The following is a 15,993-nucleotide window of genomic DNA, read 5'->3' as shown; positions in this document are numbered from 1 at the left end:
GTTCGTCGTCGGTCGCGCGTGCTCCCTCCCCCCGAAGCGCGCGGCCGGCGGCGATCGTTTCTTTCGAAGCGAGTGCTCCATTCCCGTCTTTCACCCGCAACGTCGCTACCATCGCCCCAATGGACGCCACCTCCCGAACGGACGCCAAGCCCGGCCTGTCGACCAAGCGCCTCGCCGTGCTGCTCGGCGGCCTGGCGATGTTCGGGCCGTTCTCGATCGACACGATCTTCCCGGCCTTCCCGCAGATGGGCGCGCAGCTCGGTGCGGACAAGCTGGCGATGCAGCAGACGATCAGCGTCTACTTGATCGCGTATGCGCTCACGAGCCTGGTGCACGGGCCGCTGTCGGATGCGATCGGGCGGCGGCGCGTGATCCTCGGCGGGCTGGCGATCTTCGCCGCGGCGTCGGCCGGGTGCGCGCTGTCGACGGACCTGACGACGCTGCTGCTGTTCCGCGCGCTGCAGGGCCTCAGTGCGGGCGTGGGCCTGATCGTGGGACGCGCGGTGATCCGCGACGTGCTGCATGGCCACGATGCGCAACGCTTGATGAGCCAGGTGTCGATGATCTTCGGCATCGCGCCGGCGATCGCGCCGGTGATCGGCGGCTGGATGCTGGGCTGGAGCGCGTGGCCGACGATCTTCTGGTTCCTCGTCGCGTTCTCCGCGCTGCTGTGGATCGCAACGCTGCTCGCGCTTCCGGAAACGCATCCGCCGCAGGCGCGCCTGAAGCTGCGCGGCAAGGCCTTGTTGCGCGACTACGTGGCGATCTTCCTCAACCCGCGGTTCCAGCGGCTCGCGGCGGCGGGCACGTTCAACTTCGGTGCGTTGTTCCTGTACATCGCATCGGCGCCGGCGTTCGTGCTGGACCTGCTGAAGCTCGACCAGCGCAGCTTCGCGTGGTTCTTCGTGCCGATGATCGGCGGGATGATGCTCGGGGCGTTCACGTCGGGCCGCATCGCGGGCAAAGTGGCCGCGACGCAGCAGGTGCGCCTGGGCTTTGCGTGCTGCGGGGCGGCGGCGGTGGCCAACCTGGCCTACAACGTGTTCGTGCCGGTGCCGACGGTGCCTTGGGCGGTGTTGCCGATGATGTTGAATTCGTTCGGCATCGCGCTGGTGTTCCCGATCCTGACGCTCGCGATCCTCGACATGTATCCGCGCCAGCGCGGCAGTGCGTCGTCGCTGCAGGCCTTCACCGGCCTGGTCAGCAATGCGTTCATCGCCGGCGTGCTGTCGCCGCTGCTCAGCCAGTCGCCGCTGCGCCTGGCGATCGGCGCGGCGTGCTTCACCACGCTGGGCTGGGCGTTCTGGAAGTGGGAATCGCGGTCGAACGTGCCGATGGCGGCATGCGCGCCGTCGGAAGCGGCGGCGCTGGAACCGACGGAGCGGCTTTAACCTTCTTCTTCGGCTTCGTACTGCGCATCCGTCACGCGCGCATCGAGCTTGCACGACTGCGTGGCGCCCTGCGCGGTGCAGGTGCACTGGCCGGCTTCGACGAGCGTGCGCGTGCGGCCTTCGGACTTGCCGCGCTTGACCCAGTCGCGCGCCTGCTTGTTGGCGGCGTCGCAGGCCTGCGCTTCGCTGCTGCCGGTGGCGGTGAAGGTCTTCGTCGCTTCCTGCGCATGCACGGCGGGTGCAAGGGCGAGCGCGAAGGCGAGGGCGATCAGGGTGATGCGCATCGGAATCCCCAGGGGGCTTTGAACGGCGCCGGTTTTGACGCGGCGCGATTCTACGCAGTCGCGGCCCTGTACCGCATGAACGCAAATACCGGCAGGCCCGCCAGCAGCAAGGCGCCGCCCCACAACAGGGATTCGCTGCCCGTGCCCACCAGCGCATACAGGCTGTAAAGCAGCGCCAGCGCGGCCAGGATGCGGCCGTTGCGCTCGCCGGTGCGTAGCCACGCTGCGCTGCTGACCACGTAGGGCAGCAACGTCGCCGCCGTGGACAGCAGGATGGAGAACGTGAACAGTTCCACCAGCGAGTGGCTGAAGTTGGCCATCACCAGCAACGACGCCAGCACGCTGCTGGCGACGACGCCGAACACCGGCGTGCCGTTCGCATGCAGGCGCGCGAAGGGTTTCGGCAACATGCCGTCCTGCGCGGCCGCCAGCGGCACCTGGCCGGAGACCAGCACCCAGCCGTTGAGCGCGCCGAACGTGGAGATCGTGGCGACCACCGCGAGCGCGATGCCCGCACCCGGACCCCACAAGCTGCTCGCGGCATCCGCCATCGGCGCCTGCGAATCCTTCAGCACGTCGCCCGGCAACAGGCCCAACACCACGGTGCACGCGAGGATCGTCGCGACGCCCGCGAGCAGCGTGCCGAAGATCGTGGCGCGCGGAATGGTGCGCGACGCATCGGTGATCGCGCCGGCGGGGATCGTCGCCGCTTCCAGGCCGAGGAACGCCCACAACGTCAGCGCGACCGTGGCCTGCACGACGTGGCCCATCGGCTCGCCGCTGCGGTTGAACGGCACGTAGTGCGTGGTGTCGACGAACCACAGCGCGACCACGGCGAACAACAGCAGCGGGACCAGCTTCAATACCGTGGTGAGCAATTGCACGCGGCCCGCTTCGCGCACGCCGGCGAGGTTGACCGCGGTGCAGATCCACAACGCACCGAGCGCGCACATCGCCGAACGCAGCGGCGTGGCGGTGAGCGGCGGGAACACCGCGCCGATGCTGCCGGCGAAGGCGACCGCGATCGCCGCGTTGGCGCACCACACCGAGATCCAGTAACTCCACGCGATCACGAAGCCCGCGACATCACCGAACCCGTTGCGCGCATACACGTACGGCCCGCCGGTCTGCGGCCAGCGCGCGGACAACTTGCAGAACGTGAGCGCCAGGAGGATCGCGCCGCACAAGGTGATGCCCCAGCCGAGCAGGCTCGCGGCGCCGTACGGCGCGAGCGACGCAGGCAGCAGGAACACGCCGCTGCCGATCATGCTGCCGACGACGAGCGCGATCGCCGACCACAGGCCGAGCGGCCGGGCCGATGAGGTTTGCGGTTCCGCTTCGAGCGACGTCACGCGCCGGTCCGGTACAGCCGGCGCAGCAGTTCGTGGAAATGGTGGACGGCGTTCTCGCGCAACGGATTCAGGCGCCCGGGCACGTACGAACCCGACGACAACCCGCGCTGCACGTCTTCGCAGATGGTGAGGTCTTCCACCTGCACCTCGTCGCTGAAGCTCAGGTCCGCGGCGCGGCGCGCGACGCCGGCTTCGGACTCGTCCATCGCGTAGTAGAAATCGAACTCCACGCGGCAGCGATCGATGCCCAGCGGGATGATGCGGTTGGTCTGCAGGCGGCCGGGCAGGATGTTGAGCATCGTGTTCGGCCACATCCAGTAATAGAGCGCATCGCCCGCGCCGTACAGGGCGTCGCCGCTTTCCAGCGGGCTGAACTGGTAGGAGTACCACTCCGCCGTCTCGGTGATGTAGCTGCGGTAATCCAGCAGCTTGTTCAGGCCGGGATGGATGTGCGGGACGTGGTAGCCCTCGAGGTAGTTGTCGACGTACACCTTCCAGTTGCACGCGACTTCGTAACCGACGCGGTGGTGGTGGCCGTAGTGTTCGAGCCCGCGGTCGGGGCCCAGGCGTGCATCGATTCCGGCGACGAATGCATCGAAGTCCGGCGCATGCGCACTATCCACGCACGCGAATACCATGCCCTGCCACACGCGCACCGACAGTTGCGGCAGGCGGATGTCGGACGGTACGAAGTCCGGCGCGCCGCCCATTTCCGGCGCCGAACGCAGCACGCCTTCGAGCGTGTAGGTCCAGCCGTGGTAGCGGCAGCGCAGCGCCTTGGCGCCCAGGCCATCGCACTGCGCGATCGGGCCGGCGCGATGGCGGCACACGTTGTGGAAGACGCGGATTTCGTTGTCGGCGCCGCGCACCGCGATCACCGGCAGGCCGGCGAAATTGGCGATGGCGTGGTCGCCCGCGTTGCGCAACTGGCACACGTGCGCGATGAGTTGCCAGCCGCGATCGAAGATCAGCGCGCGGTCGACGGCGACGTACGCAGGATCTGCGTAGAAGCGCGCGGGCAGGGCGGTGGCGTGGTCGAGCGGCTGCGGATCCAGGTCGGACGGCGGCGGCGGAACCTGCGGGCGGGTGGCGGTCTGCGTCATGCGCCCGAGTATGCCGCGCGCGCGCGCGCCGCGCATGCCCGGCAGGTCACGCGGGGCCAACCCTCGCAGGATTACGGTCGCCGGCAGGAGGGCGCCCGTGGCGGATTTCAGCCAGCAACGCGATGCGATGGTCCGGCACCAGCTCGCCGCGCGCGGGCTGCACGATCCGCGCGTGCTCGACGCGATGGGCCGGGTGCCGCGCGAGCCCTTCGTCGGCGCGTCGATGCAGGCGTTCGCCTACGACGACGGGCCGTTGCCGATCGATGCCGGGCAGACGATCTCGCAGCCCTACATCGTCGCGCGCATGGTCGAGCTTGCCCGCATCGCGCCGGGCGACCGGGTGCTGGAGATCGGCGCGGGGTCGGGCTACGCCGCGGCGGTGATGGCGGCGATCGCGGCGCGCGTGTTCACGATCGACCGCATCGAACGGCTGGCGGCGCTGGCGCGCGGGCGCTTCGAATCGCTGGGCTACGACAACATCGACGTGCGCACGGGCGATGGCACGCAGGGATGGCCGGAGGCGGCGCCGTTCGATGCGATCGTGGCGTCCGCCGGCGGGCCGGGCGTGCCGGACGTGTTGAAGGGACAGCTGGCGATCGGCGGGCGGCTGGTGATGCCGGTGGGCGCTTCGCTGCATGCCCAGCAGCTGGTGCGGGTGACGCGCGTGGAGGCGGCGCGCTTCGAGACCGAAGCGAAGGATCACGTGGCGTTCGTGCCGTTGATCGGGGTGTTCGGGTGGGGCGACGAGGCGGCGTACTGAATTGCGCGGCGATCGGGGCGTTCCTTCCCCGGCCCTCCCCGCGGAGCGGGAAGGGAGGGGTGCGCGTCAGTTGCGCTTCGTCGTCGTCGCGGGTGCGGTGGCCACCGGGCCCGAACTCCAGCCGCAGGTCTGGCCTTCGTTCTGCTTCTTCAGCCATTCCTGCAGCGGGGCGAAGTATTCGAGCACCGCGCTCGCGTCCATCTTGTCGCTGCCCGTCATTTCCTTGAGCGTCGCCTGCCACGGCTGGCTCGCGCCGCGCGACAGCATCGTCTGCAGTTTCTTCCCGGCGTCCTTGTTGCCGTAGAAGCTGCATTCGTACAGCGGGCCCTTGTAGCCGGCCGTGTCGCACAGCGCCTTGTAGAACTGGAACTGCAGGATGTGCGAGAGGAAATAGCGCGTGTACGGCGTGTTGCCCGGTACGTGGTACTTCGCGCCCGGATCGAAGAACTCCTCGCCGCGCGGCGTCACCGGGGCCACGCCCTGGTACTTCGCCTTCAGGTCCCACCACGCCTTGTTGTACTGGTCGGGCTTGATCGAACCGTCGAACACGCCCCAGCGCCAGCGATCGATCATCAACCCGAACGGCAGGAACGACACCTTCGCCAGCGCCATGCGCATCTGCGCGTTGATCAGCGCCTGGTCGCCCTGCTGCTGTTCGCCGACCAGGCCGATCGACTGCAGGTACTTCGGCGTCATCGCCAGCACGATCGTGTCGCCGATCGCTTCGTGGAAGCCATCGTGCGCGCCGGTCTGGAACAGCGGCGGCAGGTTGTTGTACGACAGGTAGTAATAGACGTGGCCGAGCTCGTGGTAGATCGTGGTGAAGTCTTCCTCGGTCGGCTTGATGCACATCTTCGTGCGCACGTCGCCGGCCATGTTCATGTCCCACGCGCTGGCGTGGCAGACCACGTCGCGGTCGCGCGGCTTGATGAACTGCGTCTTCTCCCAGTAGCTCGCGGGCAGCTTGGGCATGCCGAGCGAGGTGTAGAAATCCTGCGCGCGTTCGGTCATGCGCTTGGCGGTGGACAGCGCGGCGACCTGGTGCAGGTCGGCGAGCTGTTCGGGGTTCGGGAGATCCGGGCCCGAGAGCTTGGACATCTCTTCGGCTTCGTCGGCCTTGGCGAGCTGGTCCAGCTTCTGGTTGATGTCGAGGTCGCCGGCGTCCTTGTACGGCTGCAGCATGTCCCAAAGGTTGCTCCAGTCCTGCTGCCACATGTTGCCCATCAGGTGCGCGGGCAGCAGGCCGCCGGCCACTTCGCCGCGCTCGCCGTATTTCGCCTTCAGTTGCGTGCGCGCGTAGCAGTGCAGCTGTTCGTACAGCGGCTTGACCTGCGTCCACAGGCGATCGGTTTCCGCGGCGATCTGCGCGGGCGTCATGTCGTAGCCGGCGCGCCACAGCTCGCCCGTGTCGGCGTAGCCCATGTCGCGTGCACCGGTGTTCACCAGTTCGACGAAGCGCGTGTAGTCCTTGCGCATCGGGATCGCGGTGGCGTGCCAGCCTTGCCAGGCGTCCAGCTGCGCGTCGTAGTCGTGGTCCTTGCTGGCCAGCACGGCTTCCAGGTCGCCGAGCTGGCGGCACACCTTCGCCGAGCCCTCGCCCTTGCAGTACGTGCCCTTGCCGTACATGCCTTCCATCTTCGAGGCGATCTGGGTGAGCTCTTCGAGCTGCTTGGGATCGTTCGGCGGCGGCATCGGGGTCTGCAGCTTCAGCAGCGTGATGGCGCGCGCGGTGGCCGGCGACATCGGCTGGCCTTCGAACTTGCGCGACTGTTCGATCCAGCCCTTGAGCTGGATGGAGAAGCGTTCGTTGGCCTTCGACGAGAGGCGTTCGCTGTCGTCGTTGATGTAGGTGGACGAGACCCACTGCGCGGCGGTGAGGTCGGGATAGCCCTTGCGCAGTTCGTCGTTGACGCGCGCGATGAACTGGTCGGCCGTCTCGCCTTCCGGCGGCGGCGTGGTGGCGATGCCGCCAGGTGCGACGGGCGCTTCGGGGGTCTTCTTGCAGCCGGCGATCGTGAGCAGGCCGGCGGAGATGGCGAGCGCGAGCAGGAAAGGACGTGCGGTCACGGGTCGGTCCCTGGAGGCGCCGGGCGGCGCGAGGACCCGCAGGCTATGGGGTGGGGGCGATGGCGCGCAAGTTCCGTCCGTACCCGCCGGGCCCGCGAAGGCTCCAAAAGCAGGATTCGGTTCCTGGCGTCGTCCCCGCGAAGGCGGGGACACCCATCAGGGCGCTCCGCCACGCCCCATCCGGCAGCACTTTGTCGCGTGCGCGCCAAAGCGCTCCCAAAATTTTGCTGCGCAAAACTTTGGGCCCCGGCCCAATGCACCCACATTCCCCCGCGCTGTCGCGCCGCCCCCTTTGACTCAAAGGGGGCTCTTCATCGATGGGAAGCGCCGAAACGTTTTTTTCGCAAATTCTGTTGCGCAAGCAAAGCGCCAGCCAAACAAGTTTCAGAAGCAGCGCGCTGCTTTCGCAAACCGAAGCTGCAGGCCGCAACGTTGCGGTGAGGCGCACCGCACGCCGAGCCAATCCCGCGCAGCCGTCCATGGATGGACGGCGCCGATGCTCGCAGCCAGGGATGGCGAGGCAGCGGAGCGGGATTGGCTGGGCGTGCAGTGCGCCGTCCGTCCGAAGCGGATGTGTTCGCCAGCGACTCACCGATCCGGTGCGAGGCACTACTCCTACGCAGCGTCGCAACGCTCCGGTTGCGAAGCGCTTCGACGTGATGAGGGCTTATAGGTCCGTACAGTGCGCCATGGATGGCGCACGGCCGGCGTCTTGCGGCTGGACGCATCGCAAAACGACGGGGGAGGACCTATGAGCCCTCATCGCGGCGGAGCGCCGTGCCGGAGGAGGTTGATGCGATTTTGCGTTTGGATCGCCGGCTGAGCGGGGATCACGAGCAAAGATCAGGGAACAACGAGTTCGCGGGTCTCTGCATCCGCCAATCCGCGATCGTGCAGCCATCGCCATGCGTCGCTGGCGTCCTGCTCCACGTATTCGCGGGCCGAGCCGAGCCGGAACGTGTAACCCCACGCATCCATGTCGGCGAACACGCGGGCCGCGCCCACGCCCGGGATCGCATCGCCGAGCAGCGATTGCAGCACGCACACCGCGTCTTCTTCCGCGACCGAATCCGTCGCGTCCGTGTGCACCGTCGCACGCTTCTCCGGCGGCAGCACGATCAGGTGCGCCGCCTCGTGCAACAACGAATGCACCGGCGTGTCGGCGCGCGCGAAGACCGTGGCGCCGACCAGTCCCGCTTCCGGCTCGCCCCAGTAGCTGCCGGGGATCGCCGCGCCATCGTCGACGTGCACCAGTTGCAGCCCGTAGCGGCCCAGCAGGGCCGCCACGTGGGTGCGGTCGATGTCCGCCAGCGTGAGCACGGCGCAGGTCACGTCACACCGCCGCCGCGCGCTCCTCGGGAAGCGCGACCGAGATGTCGAGCACGTCGTGCTCGCCGTCCTTCACCACGTCGACCTTCACCGCATCGACGTCGACGTTGACGTACTTGCGGATCACTTCCAGCAGCTCGCGACGCAGCAGCGGCAGGTAATCCGGGCCGCCGTGCGCCGAGCGTTCCTGCGCGATGATGATGCGCAGGCGATCCTTCGCGACCGCGGCGGTGTTCTTCTTGGGCTTGAGGAAATCGAAGATCGACATGGCTCAGCCCCCGAACAACTTGGTGAAGAATCCCTTCTTCTCGGGTTGCGTGAAGCGCATGGGCCGCTCCTGGCCCATCAGGCGCGCGACGGCATCGTCGTAGGCCTGGCCTGCGTTGGATTCCATGTCGAGGATCACCGGCTCGCCCTTGTTGGACGCGTTGAGCACGTCGCCCGATTCGGGGATCACGCCGATGGTCTTCAGGCCCAGCACTTCTTCCACGTCGGTGATCGACAGCATTTCGCCGGTCTCCACGCGCGAGGGGCTGTAGCGGGTGAGCAGCAGGTGTTCCTTCACGCGCTCGCCGTTCTCGGCCTTGCGCGTCTTGGACGCGAGCAGGCCGAGGATGCGGTCGGAGTCGCGCACCGAGGAGACTTCCGGGTTGACCACGACGATCGCCTGGTCGGCGAAGTACATCGCGAGGAACGCGCCCTTCTCGATGCCGGCGGGCGAGTCGCACACGATGTAGTCGAAGCCGTCCTCGGCCAGGTCGTTGAGCACCTTCTCCACGCCTTCCTTCGCCAGCGCGTCCTTGTCGCGCGTCTGCGAAGCGGCCAGCACGTGCAGGTTGTCGAAACGCTTGTCCTTGATCAGCGACTGCTTGAGCGTCGCCTCGCCGTGGATCACGTTGACGAAGTCGTACACCACGCGACGCTCGCAGCCCATGATCAGGTCGAGGTTGCGCAGGCCGACGTCGAAGTCGATGACGGCGACCTTCTTGCCCTGGCGGGCCAGGCCGCACGCGATGCTGGCACTGGTGGTGGTCTTGCCGACGCCGCCCTTGCCGGACGTGACTACGATGATTTCGGCCAAGTGTTGTCCTCCCTCTCGAATGCTTGCTGTTGTTGTATCAGTCCAGCGCCGCGATGCGGAGCTGCCCCTGTTCGAGCCAGACCTGCACGGCCTTGCCGCGCAGTTCCTTCGGAATGTCTTCCAGCACCTTGTAGTGCCCCGCCACCGCGACGAGCTCCGCGTGGAACTCGCGGCAGAAGATGCGCGCCTTCTCGTTGCCCTGCGCACCTGCGAGCGCACGGCCGCGCAAGGCGCCGTAGATGTGGATGGAGCCGTCGGCGATCGCCTCGGCGCCGGCGCCCACGGTGGTCAGCACGGTGAGGTCGCTGTTTTCGGCATACACCTGCTGGCCGGACCGCACGGGCGAGGCCTGCATCATGCCCGGCGCGGAGCCGCCCGGCGCGTTCGCGGCCGGTGCGGGTTTCGGTTCCGGTGCGGCGGCGGGCTTCGCGCTGGCGCGCGGCGGCGGTGGGGGTTCGGGTGCGGCGTCGGCGCGTTCGTACTGCGCGCGGAACTTGGCGAGCAGCGGCAGGCCGAGGGCGACCGAGAGTTCTTCGATCTCGCGCGTGCCGTAGGCCAGCGCGACCGGCAGCACGCCGGCTTCGCGCAGGCCGTCGACCAGCGCGCGGGCGGTGGCGACGTCCGGCGTGCGCGTCAGGCCGCCGAAGTCCAGGACCACGGCGGCGCGTTCGAACAGCTTGGGCGCGCGCTGCACGCGGTCGCGCATTTCGGCGGCCAGCTGCGCGACGTCGAGCGTACGCACGCGCAGGTTGGCGATGCCGACCTGGCCGATCTTGAGTTCGCCTGCCTGTTCGTAATCGACGGCCGTGCTCACGCGCACGTCCCGGTGGGGCGGTGGGCGGGGGGCGCGTGCAGGCGCGGCTGCAGCAGCCACGGGGCGTCGGGCAGGGCGTCGCCGTAGGTGTCGCGCACCCAGGCGTAGCTGCAGAGGTCCTTCATCAGCATCGCGGCGCGATGGCCGCCGTGCATGACGTTCTGGCCCACTTCGCGGAAGCCGAAGCTGCCGTGGAAGAGCAGGGCGTGGTCGGCGCCACCTTCCAGCAGCACTTCGCAGAACAGCTGCGGGTAGCGCAGTTCCGCGTAGCTCTGCACGTCGGCGTACAACGCGCGGCCGACGCCACCGCCGCGGCGGCGGCTCGCCACCACGATGCGGTCGATGTAGAAGAAATGCTCGTGGCGCGCACGGAACCAGGCGAAGTTGTCGCTGTCGTGCGCGGCCGTGGACCCGAAACCGACGAGGAAGCCAGCCAGCGTGCCGTCGCGCTCGGCGACGCGGAAATATTCGGCGGTATCGAAGAAGCTGCGGAGCTTGGCCGCGTCGAGCGGCAGGATCGCGGGGCCGGCGGCGTTGTTGAGGGCTAGGACGGAATCCAGCTCGTGCTCGCGCACGTCGCGGACGACGATCGACATTGAAGACTCCGTGCTTGCGTGCGGCCTGGGACCATTGCGTGTGGTGCGCGCCCGGCATCCCCGGCGCGGCGCGGATTATCGCACGCGCGCCCCGGCCGGGGGCATGACTTTCGGCTCGGCGCCGATCGTGGGCGATGGGGCTAGGATGCCGGCATGTTCACCCGCTTCGGCCACGATCGCCTGTTGCGCTACGCCGGCCTGTTCACCTGGGCGGTCGTCAGCGTGCCCCTGCTGTATTCGTGGCTGGTGCCCCTGTTCGGCGACGGCGCGGACGACCAGCTGGCGCTGCGGCCGATGCCCTGGCCGGGCTGGGTCTCGTATTTCGCCTTCGGCCTGAGCTACGCGTGGCTGACCCGCGGGCTCGGCGTGCGCCGCCGCACGCTGGGGGACTTCGCCCTGCTGGTGGTGCTCACCCTGGCCGCGGTGGGCGTGAGCTACTACAACGAAAGCGGCCTCGGCAGCGTGCTGCTGATGGTCGCCGCCTGCGTGCTGCCGTGGCTGCTGCCCCTGCCGCTGGGCGTGGCGTGGCTGGTCCTGAGCCAGCTGGCGGTGGTGCCGGTGTTCGTGCACGGCCTGAACTTCCCGCTGCTCGAAGCGCTGATGCAGTCGGTGCTTTACGCGGGCTTCTCCGGGTTCGTGTTCGTCACCAGCCTGGTCGCGCGGCAACAGGCCCAGGCGCGCGACGAACAACGGCGGTTGAACTCCGAATTGCGCGCCACCCGCGCGCTGCTCGCCGAAAGCGCGCGCGTCAACGAACGCACGCGCATCTCGCGCGAACTGCACGACCTGCTGGGCCACCACCTCACCGCGCTGAGCCTCAACCTCGAAGTGGCGGGGCACCTGTCGGAAGGCCGCGTCAAGGAACACGTGCAGCAGGCCCACACGCTCGCGCGCCTGCTGCTGACCGACGTGCGCGAAGCGGTGAGCCAGTTGCGCGAAGGCGGGGCGATCGACCTTGCCGCCGCGCTGCGCCCGCTCGCCGAGAACGTCCCGTCGCTGGCGATCCACATGGACATCGAAGAGCCGCTCGCGATCGACGATCCCGAGCGCGCGCACGTGCTGCTGCGCTGCACGCAGGAAATCATCACCAACGCGGTGCGCCACGCCGGCGCGCGCAACCTCTGGATCCATGCCCGCCGCGTCGACGGCGGCATCGGCATCGATGCGCGCGACGACGGCACCGGCGCCGACGCGGTCGTGCCCGGCCACGGCCTGCGCGGCATGCGCGAGCGCCTGGCCCAGCACGGCGGCGCGCTCGAGGTCGATTGCCGGCCGGGCGAAGGCTTCCACCTGCGCCTGGTCCTGCCGCTGGCCACCGGCCCCCTCTGCGTGCCCGTGGCCACCGTGTCGGCGGGCGCGGCCCCGATCGAACCTTCCCCCACCACCGATGGCACCACCCCGCGAGGAGCAGTGGCCTGATGAACAACGGCACGATCCGCATATTGCTGGTCGACGACCAGACCCTGGTGCGCCAGGGCATCCGATCCCTGCTGGCGCTCGCCGAGGGGATGGAAGTCATCGCCGAAGCGGCGGACGGGCGCCAGGCGGTGGACCTGATCCCGCAGGCCAAGCCCGACGTGGTCCTGATGGACATGCGCATGCCGGTGATGTCGGGCCTGGAAGCCCTGCAGGCGCTGGCCCGCATGAATGCGCTGCCCCCCACGATCATCCTCACGACCTTCGACGACGACCAGCTGGTGCTGGCGGGGCTGAAGGCGGGGGCGAAGGGCTACCTGCTGAAGGACGTGACGCTCGAACAACTGGTCGGCGCGATCAAGACCGTGGCCGCGGGCGGCTCGCTGGTCCAGCCGGCCGTCACGCAGCGGCTGCTGTCGGGCCTGGAGCACATGCGCAACGATTTCGTCAGCCTGGACCGGCCCGATCCGCTGACCGACCGCGAAACCGAAATCCTGCGCCTGATGGCGAGCGGCTTTTCGAACAAGGAAATCGCCAATTCGCTGGGCGTGGCCGAGGGCACGATCAAGAACCACGTGTCCAACATCCTTTCCAAGCTCGGCGTTCGCGACCGCACCCGGGCGGTGCTCAAGGCCTTCGAACTCCAGCTTGTGTGACGGCGGGGGCCAATCTCCGCCGTAAACAAGGCTCCCTCCGGCCACCGCCGTTTGTTAGCATGCCCGGTCTGTGCGGCCCGCCCGGCGGCGGCCCGGTCTGGAGACTTACCGAATGACCCGTTTGATCGAGATCCTGATTTCCCTGGCGATCGTCGCCGTGCTGTTCCTCGTGGTGGGCCTGGTGTTGCCGTCTTCGCGGCATGTCACCGAGAGCATCGAGACGAACCGCAAGATGACGATCGTGCGCGACACGCTCAACAGCCCGAAGCGGTTGAAGGACTGGAACGTCCTGGCGCTGCGCGACCCGCGCATGCAGTGGACCTTCAGCGGTCCCGAGACCGGCGTCGGCGCCACCGCGAGCTACAGCTCCACCAATGCACAGATCGGCAAGGGCAGCTGGAAGATCGTCAAGAGCGAGCCCACGCGCATCGAGTACGAAATCGTCGACCCCGCGCGCGGCGCCGGCAAGCACACGGTGTTCAACCTCAAGCCGACCGGCCGCAACAACCGCAACGTCGAAATCGTGCAGACGTACGACGTCGACTACGGCTTCGACCTGCTCGGCCGCTACTCGGGCATGTACATCCGCAGCGTCGGCGACGACATCAAGCTGGGCCTGGGCAAGCTGACCAACATGCTGGCCGGCGTGCCCAACTACGACTACGCCGCCGACTTCGGCCGCAAGGACCCGGCCAACCTGCCGAAGGTCGTCGAGCTGCAGGGCGAGAACCTGCTGACGGCGCCGGCCTCGGTCGAACGCGATCCGGAGAAGATCCAGACCGCGATGAGCAACAACCTGCAGTGGATCCGCAAGGTGATGGACGCCAACGGCCTGGAAGCCACCGGCCCGGTGCGCGTGATCACCACCGAGTTCGCGGCCGACAGCTACTCCTTCGACACCGTGCTGCCCGTGCGCAAGAAGGGCGAAACCGGCCCGTCGATGCCGCTGTCCGCGCCGAAGCTGGAGCAGAACGTGCAGTACGTGCGCACCGAACCGGGCCGCTACGTGTCGGCCGGGTTCCAGGGCCACATGCTCAGCCTGCCGAAGATGCGCGACTCGCTGCGCGCCTGGACGATGACGCGCGGCCTCGAAACCACCGACCGTCCGTTCGAGGTCTGGAACGCGGGCGTGGATGCGGGCTTCACCGACGAAGGCCAGTTCACGCTGTTCTGGAAGCTCAAGTAAGACACGCACATGCGCGATCGCGCACTGCACGAAGAACGCCGCGCTCGCGGCGTTTTTCGTTTGCGGCGGGGGTTGGCGGCGTGCGGTGCGTTCGCGTGCGCGCTGGCGGTGGGCCTTGCGGCCTACGCCTCGCACGGCGTGGAAGGCGATGCACGTGCGCGCCTTTCGCTCGCCGCGGCCTTCGCGTTCGCGCATGGCCTGGCGCTGGCGACGCTCGCGCCGCGCTGCGAACGCAGGCTCGGCCTCGTCGCGGCGTGCGCCCTGTTCGCGGGCATGCTGCTGTTCTCCGGCAGCCTGGCGGGCGCGGCGCTGTGGCAATGGCCCACGACGTTCGCGCCATTCGGCGGTACGCTGCTCATCGCGGGGTGGTGCGCCATGGCCATCGACCTCGCGCGCCGCTGAAGGGGACCGCATGCCACGCCGTGCCAGGGGATTCGATGTCGACGCCGCGCACGCGCATCTCGCCAGGCGCGATCGCAAATTGGCGAAGTGGATGGACCGCATCGGCCCGATCGACGCCGACCCGCGGTGGCGCAAACCCTTCGATCCCGTCGACGCGCTCGCGCGGGCGATCCTCTACCAGCAACTGAGCGGCAAGGCCGCCGCGACGATCGTCGGCCGCGTGGAAACCGCGATCGCCAGCGACCGCTTCCATTGCGACACGCTCGCGCGCATCGACGACGCCGCGCTGCGCGTGTGCGGCGTGTCGGGCAACAAGACGCTCGCGCTTCGCGACCTCGCCCTGCGCGAAGAACGCGGCGAAATCCCGACGCTCAAGCAGATGGCGATGATGGATGAAGGCGCGATCATCGATGCGCTCGTCCCGATCCGCGGCATCGGCCGCTGGACGGTGGAGATGATGCTGATGTTCCGCCTCGGCCGCCCCGACGTGTTGCCGGTGGATGACCTCGGCATCCGCAAGGGCGCGCAGGCCGTGGACAAGCTCGACGCGATGCCCGCGCCGAAGGGGTTGCTGGAACGCGGAGAGAAGTGGGGGCCGTATCGAACCTACGCCAGCTTGTATCTGTGGCGCATCGCGGATGCGGCGAATGCGCCGAAGGCGAAGGATGCAAAACCGGTGAAGCGCTCGCAGGGATGACCATGCGGCACGCAAGGACGTGGTTGTTGATTGCAGCGGCGCTCGGCTTGTCGTGCGTGGTGGCCTGGTGGCAGCGCCCCGCACCGCAGGTCCTGCCGTCGCGGGTGGATGCGGCCGTGGCATCTGACGCGCCCCTGCCTCGCCGCGCCGCGATGATCGGCAGCACGTTGCCCGACGCGTTTTCATCGATGGACGCGCTGCCCGTGGCCGTCGTGGATGGCGGCGGGTTGGGTGGCCGCGACTTGCGCCTTACCGAGAGCCTCGACGCGGCGATCGCCGCACACGGCGCCGACGCCTGGCTCGTGTACGACATGGAGGCATACGCATTCATGGCGTGCGGCATTGCCAAGCGACTCGCCGACCAGCCGGAACGACTCGATCACAATCGTGCCTGGGCGATCGATTACGTCCTCCGCGCGTGCACGGGATACGACGAAAAGAAGTACACGCCATTCCTCCGCGGGATGGCGCCCGACGTGATGTTCGCGCGCGAGATGGGCGAGCCGATCGCGGATGCGCTCGCATTGGATGACCTGCGCACTGCGGTCACGTCGGCCCAGTTGACGCCGGCCAGCAACCAACTGTTCCGGAGCGGCAAGTTCCCCGTCGCGATCCCGCAACACCTGAGCGACGGCGAGCGCATGGAGGCGTTCGAGCTCGCCGTTGTGCCGATCCGTTGCCGCGCGCTCAACGCCTGCGGAAACCAATCGTTGTTGACCGCGATGCTTTGCATGCAAGGCTGCGCACGCGGCGTGACCCTGGAGCAGGCGATGCGAAGCCGCATGTCCCCCGCCGCGATTGCCGCTGCCATGGAAATGCGACGCGGCCTCGTGCGCTTTCGCAGCGCGCCGCGCTGAGG

At 68.4% G+C, this 15,993-nt stretch carries 17 protein-coding genes; 8 read left to right on the top strand and 9 right to left on the bottom strand.

Features of this window, described 5'->3' with window-relative positions:
- Positions 1-119 precede the first annotated feature (119 nt).
- Positions 120-1,391, top strand: a complete 1,272-nt coding sequence (locus tag LYSCAS_RS01745) for a multidrug effflux MFS transporter (RefSeq protein ID WP_213435326.1) — start codon at positions 120-122, stop codon at positions 1,389-1,391.
- Here the strand turns inward: LYSCAS_RS01745 and LYSCAS_RS01740 are convergent.
- The 3 genes from LYSCAS_RS01740 to LYSCAS_RS01730 are packed head-to-tail and all read right to left on the bottom strand — an operon-like array spanning position 1,388 to position 4,130.
- Positions 1,388-1,675 (bottom strand): hypothetical protein, encoded by a 288-nt coding sequence (locus LYSCAS_RS01740; RefSeq protein ID WP_213435325.1) that lies wholly within the window; start codon positions 1,673-1,675, stop codon positions 1,388-1,390. The genes LYSCAS_RS01745 and LYSCAS_RS01740 overlap by 4 nt on opposite strands.
- A gap of 50 nt (positions 1,676-1,725) precedes the next feature.
- A complete protein-coding gene (locus tag LYSCAS_RS01735) occupies positions 1,726-3,027 on the bottom strand; it encodes an amino acid permease (RefSeq protein WP_244858623.1) in 1,302 nt (433 codons plus the stop codon).
- On the bottom strand, positions 3,024-4,130 hold the full coding sequence (locus LYSCAS_RS01730; RefSeq protein WP_213435324.1) for an aromatic ring-hydroxylating oxygenase subunit alpha: 1,107 nt from the start codon (positions 4,128-4,130) through the stop codon (positions 3,024-3,026). Before LYSCAS_RS01730 ends, LYSCAS_RS01735 begins: the two co-directional genes overlap by 4 nt.
- Before the next feature lie 97 nt (positions 4,131-4,227).
- Here LYSCAS_RS01730 and LYSCAS_RS01725 point away from each other — a divergent pair, with 97 nt between their 5' ends.
- Positions 4,228-4,890: a protein-L-isoaspartate(D-aspartate) O-methyltransferase gene (locus LYSCAS_RS01725; protein ID WP_213435323.1), complete on the top strand. Its 663-nt coding sequence runs from the start codon at positions 4,228-4,230 to the stop codon at positions 4,888-4,890.
- A gap of 66 nt (positions 4,891-4,956) precedes the next feature.
- Here the strand turns inward: LYSCAS_RS01725 and LYSCAS_RS01720 are convergent, their stop codons facing one another.
- The 6 genes from LYSCAS_RS01720 to LYSCAS_RS01695 all read right to left on the bottom strand — a co-directional run bounded on the left by LYSCAS_RS01720 (position 4,957) and on the right by LYSCAS_RS01695 (position 10,777).
- On the bottom strand, positions 4,957-6,957 hold the full coding sequence (locus LYSCAS_RS01720; RefSeq protein ID WP_213435322.1) for a M2 family metallopeptidase: 2,001 nt from the start codon (positions 6,955-6,957) through the stop codon (positions 4,957-4,959).
- An 843-nt stretch (positions 6,958-7,800) separates the two neighbouring features.
- A complete protein-coding gene (locus LYSCAS_RS01715) occupies positions 7,801-8,289 on the bottom strand; it encodes a hypothetical protein (RefSeq protein WP_244858621.1) in 489 nt (162 codons plus the stop codon).
- Between the two features lies 1 nt (position 8,290).
- The gene (minE, locus tag LYSCAS_RS01710; RefSeq protein ID WP_213435321.1) at positions 8,291-8,554 is read right to left on the bottom strand and encodes a cell division topological specificity factor MinE; all 264 of its coding nucleotides are present in this window, start codon (positions 8,552-8,554) and stop codon (positions 8,291-8,293) included.
- A 3-nt stretch (positions 8,555-8,557) separates the two neighbouring features.
- Complete coding sequence (gene minD / locus LYSCAS_RS01705) at positions 8,558-9,367, bottom strand: septum site-determining protein MinD (protein ID WP_213435320.1); 810 nt, start codon at positions 9,365-9,367, stop codon at positions 8,558-8,560.
- Between the two features lie 37 nt (positions 9,368-9,404).
- A complete protein-coding gene (minC, locus tag LYSCAS_RS01700) occupies positions 9,405-10,181 on the bottom strand; it encodes a septum site-determining protein MinC (RefSeq protein WP_213435319.1) in 777 nt (258 codons plus the stop codon).
- The gene (locus LYSCAS_RS01695; RefSeq protein WP_213435318.1) at positions 10,178-10,777 is read right to left on the bottom strand and encodes a GNAT family N-acetyltransferase; all 600 of its coding nucleotides are present in this window, start codon (positions 10,775-10,777) and stop codon (positions 10,178-10,180) included. Before LYSCAS_RS01695 ends, minC begins: the two co-directional genes overlap by 4 nt.
- A gap of 153 nt (positions 10,778-10,930) precedes the next feature.
- Here LYSCAS_RS01695 and LYSCAS_RS01690 point away from each other — a divergent pair, with 153 nt between their 5' ends.
- The 6 genes from LYSCAS_RS01690 (at position 10,931) to LYSCAS_RS01665 (ending at position 15,991) form a co-directional block, all read left to right on the top strand.
- Positions 10,931-12,196 (top strand): sensor histidine kinase, encoded by a 1,266-nt coding sequence (locus tag LYSCAS_RS01690; RefSeq protein ID WP_213435317.1) that lies wholly within the window; start codon positions 10,931-10,933, stop codon positions 12,194-12,196.
- Positions 12,196-12,849, top strand: a complete 654-nt coding sequence (locus tag LYSCAS_RS01685) for a response regulator (RefSeq protein ID WP_213435316.1) — start codon at positions 12,196-12,198, stop codon at positions 12,847-12,849. Before LYSCAS_RS01690 ends, LYSCAS_RS01685 begins: the two co-directional genes overlap by 1 nt.
- 112 nt (positions 12,850-12,961) lie before the next feature.
- Positions 12,962-14,035: an SRPBCC family protein gene (locus LYSCAS_RS01680; RefSeq protein WP_213435315.1), complete on the top strand. Its 1,074-nt coding sequence runs from the start codon at positions 12,962-12,964 to the stop codon at positions 14,033-14,035.
- A 9-nt stretch (positions 14,036-14,044) separates the two neighbouring features.
- The gene (locus LYSCAS_RS01675) at positions 14,045-14,437 is read left to right on the top strand and encodes a DUF423 domain-containing protein (protein WP_213435314.1); all 393 of its coding nucleotides are present in this window, start codon (positions 14,045-14,047) and stop codon (positions 14,435-14,437) included.
- A gap of 10 nt (positions 14,438-14,447) precedes the next feature.
- Positions 14,448-15,134 (top strand): DNA-3-methyladenine glycosylase family protein, encoded by a 687-nt coding sequence (locus LYSCAS_RS01670; RefSeq protein ID WP_213435313.1) that lies wholly within the window; start codon positions 14,448-14,450, stop codon positions 15,132-15,134.
- Positions 15,131-15,991 carry a hypothetical protein gene (locus tag LYSCAS_RS01665; RefSeq protein WP_213435312.1) on the top strand — a complete coding sequence of 287 codons (861 nt, stop codon included), beginning with the start codon at positions 15,131-15,133 and terminating at the stop codon, positions 15,989-15,991. The genes LYSCAS_RS01670 and LYSCAS_RS01665 overlap by 4 nt, the downstream gene beginning before the upstream one ends.
- Positions 15,992-15,993: the final 2 nt, after the last annotated feature.

Origin of the sequence: Noviluteimonas caseinilytica (genome assembly GCF_018406605.1) — a bacterium.
GTDB classification, from domain to species: Bacteria; Pseudomonadota; Gammaproteobacteria; order Xanthomonadales; family Xanthomonadaceae; genus Noviluteimonas; species Noviluteimonas caseinilytica.
Note: the sequence above shows the minus strand (reverse complement) of the source record. Positions and strands in the feature narration are given on the sequence as shown.

Excerpts from the sequence above, each read along its gene's own strand:
- LYSCAS_RS01745 (WP_213435326.1), top strand. The coding sequence starts at position 120 with ATGGACGCCACCTCCCGAACGGACGCCAAGCCCGGCCTGTCGACCAAG.
- LYSCAS_RS01740 (WP_213435325.1), bottom strand. The coding sequence starts at position 1,675 with ATGCGCATCACCCTGATCGCCCTCGCCTTCGCGCTCGCCCTTGCACCC.
- LYSCAS_RS01730 (WP_213435324.1), bottom strand. The coding sequence starts at position 4,130 with ATGACGCAGACCGCCACCCGCCCGCAGGTTCCGCCGCCGCCGTCCGAC.
- minE (WP_213435321.1), bottom strand. The coding sequence starts at position 8,554 with ATGTCGATCTTCGATTTCCTCAAGCCCAAGAAGAACACCGCCGCGGTC.
- LYSCAS_RS01695 (WP_213435318.1), bottom strand. The coding sequence starts at position 10,777 with ATGTCGATCGTCGTCCGCGACGTGCGCGAGCACGAGCTGGATTCCGTC.
- LYSCAS_RS01690 (WP_213435317.1), top strand. The coding sequence starts at position 10,931 with ATGTTCACCCGCTTCGGCCACGATCGCCTGTTGCGCTACGCCGGCCTG.
- LYSCAS_RS01685 (WP_213435316.1), top strand. The coding sequence starts at position 12,196 with ATGAACAACGGCACGATCCGCATATTGCTGGTCGACGACCAGACCCTG.
- LYSCAS_RS01680 (WP_213435315.1), top strand. The coding sequence starts at position 12,962 with ATGACCCGTTTGATCGAGATCCTGATTTCCCTGGCGATCGTCGCCGTG.
- LYSCAS_RS01675 (WP_213435314.1), top strand. The coding sequence starts at position 14,045 with ATGCGCGATCGCGCACTGCACGAAGAACGCCGCGCTCGCGGCGTTTTT.
- LYSCAS_RS01670 (WP_213435313.1), top strand. The coding sequence starts at position 14,448 with ATGCCACGCCGTGCCAGGGGATTCGATGTCGACGCCGCGCACGCGCAT.
- LYSCAS_RS01665 (WP_213435312.1), top strand. The coding sequence starts at position 15,131 with ATGACCATGCGGCACGCAAGGACGTGGTTGTTGATTGCAGCGGCGCTC.